Annotated in this window: 1 protein-coding gene and 1 pseudogene; both read right to left on the bottom strand. The window is 56.9% G+C overall.

Translation table 11 applies throughout. The features are described 5' to 3' along the window. Positions 1 to 631: 631 nt before the first annotated feature. A pseudogene (locus EN893_RS39580) lies at positions 632 to 748 on the bottom strand (ATP-binding cassette domain-containing protein); the annotation flags it as partial. A gap of 165 nt (positions 749 to 913) precedes the next feature. Further along, positions 914 to 1861 (bottom strand): ABC transporter permease, encoded by a 948-nt coding sequence (locus EN893_RS31380; RefSeq protein ID WP_127270099.1) that lies wholly within the window; start codon positions 1859 to 1861, stop codon positions 914 to 916. Positions 1862 to 1966: the final 105 nt, after the last annotated feature.

Below are 1966 nucleotides of genomic sequence, written 5' to 3'. Positions count from 1 at the left end.
CTACAACCAATATCGCCAGCTCGTTTGGGCTTGCCGCGATATCGCTACCGGCCAGTTCGTCGACTACAGCAATTGCTTCGGCAAAGCGCAGACAGATTGGCGCTGGCCCGCCAAGTACGCCTACTGAAACACACCAGCAGTCACGAGATTGGATGGCGGAATAGACTACTACATCTACGAGAACTGGACCCACGATCATGGCCGGATCCATCGAGCTGATTGCGGGTTTTGCAACGAGGGTTAAGGCACGCAAGGCTGGAACCGGAGATAGGAACGGCCGCTGGCACGGACCACTTGATCGGGAGGCGGCGTTCGCAAAAGCTGCCCAACTCGATCGCGCCGATATGCGCGCGTCCTCAATATGTGATCCCTAGACGGTCACTTGGACGGGGACCAACACTAATTCCATAGCGGCAAATCGGTCCAGTTCGCGGGGAAGCCCGCGTGACCGATCTTGATATTTGGCGCCACAGGGAATGCCGCCATATGTTCTCTCAGGCGATCCGCCCAGTTGGTCCGCGGGTTAATACGTTTGAGTAGCACCCTCATTATTGCCAATGCCGCATAAGGCCTGCGATTAGCTCCAGCCATCTGCAGCAAATGGTCCAGCTCGCGCATGCAGGATCGAATGCGGCGCATAGACCGCACCGTCGAGACGCATCTGACCGCTGTTTGGCGCAATCACACCGCTGAGAATCTTGACCAGCGTGGATTTGCCGGCGCCGTTTTCGCCGAGCACCGCATGGACTGGCGGCGACACACTCAACAGACTTCCTCAAAAACGCTCTCTTCCATCCCAAAATATGCAGTGAGAACGTTCTCTTTTTTCTCGAAATGCGCTGTGATCAACAGATCATCGACGCTTGAATTGCGGAGCCACATATCTTCGGATTTTCATACCGGGCTGCTGTTTTCAACGGCGGTTCAATGAGACCGCAATGATGATGATGGCTCCTTTGATGACCTCTTGGATGCTGGTCGATAGACCGAGCACGAGAAGACCAAACCCGAGAATGCCTATGAAGATTGCGCCGACGACGGAACCGACGATTGATCCATAACCGCCAAAGAGACTTGTCCCGCCTATGATCACGGCCGCGATCACATCCAGTTCGAGACCCGCTCCCAGGCTGGGATTGCCGGCCGTGGAGCGGGCTGCGAGCATCAGGCCAGCAAGGGATGCGGTCATGCCGGATAGTACAAAGGCGAAAATCTTGACGCCGTCCGTGCGCACACCGGAAAAGCGCGCGGCAACAGCATTTCCACCGGTCGCATAGACACGTCTGCCGTAGGGCATCTGATGCAGCAGGTAGTAGCCGACAGCCGTAAGGACGATCGTCCACCAGATCGGTGCCTGTATGCCCAGAAAACTGCCGTTCCAGAACAGATTCGAAAAATCATCGTCGACGATCGACACTGGCCGGGTGCCGGTGATGGTCAGCGCCAGTCCGGAGAAGATAGACAACATGCCAAGCGTCACAAGAAACGATGGAATGCGCAGTTTTGTAACCAGCACGCCCGACACCGCGCCGATCGCGGCTCCGGCGCCCAACACCAGAAGGGCGGCGACATAGGTCGGCACACTTTGATCGAGCAGCAACGCTCCGATCATACCTGAAAAGCTGGCAACCGAACCGACCGACAGGTCGATTTCACCGCAGATGATAACGTACGTCATGCCGATCGCCATCACGGAGACGATGGCTGTGATACGCAGAACGGCGCTTGCGGTTGAGACCGACGCGAAGTGGGGGGCGAACAAGACGAAATAGAGGGTGATCGCCAGGAAGATCACATAGGTGATGTGATCGCGGAAAAAATTCATCGCACTTGCGCTCATCGGCATCGAGGATGGTTTCATGCTGCAACTCCTTGGGCGCGTACTGTGGTCTGTCTGGCGACCTCGGCCTGCAGCAACGCGCGAAGCCCAGTCTCGTCGTGCGCGCTGCCCATGCTGCGCGTTATC

Origin of the sequence: Mesorhizobium sp. M7A.F.Ca.CA.004.04.2.1, from assembly GCF_004022825.1 — a bacterium.
GTDB lineage: Bacteria > Pseudomonadota > Alphaproteobacteria > Rhizobiales > Rhizobiaceae > Mesorhizobium.
Note: the sequence above shows the minus strand (reverse complement) of the source record. Positions and strands in the feature narration are given on the sequence as shown.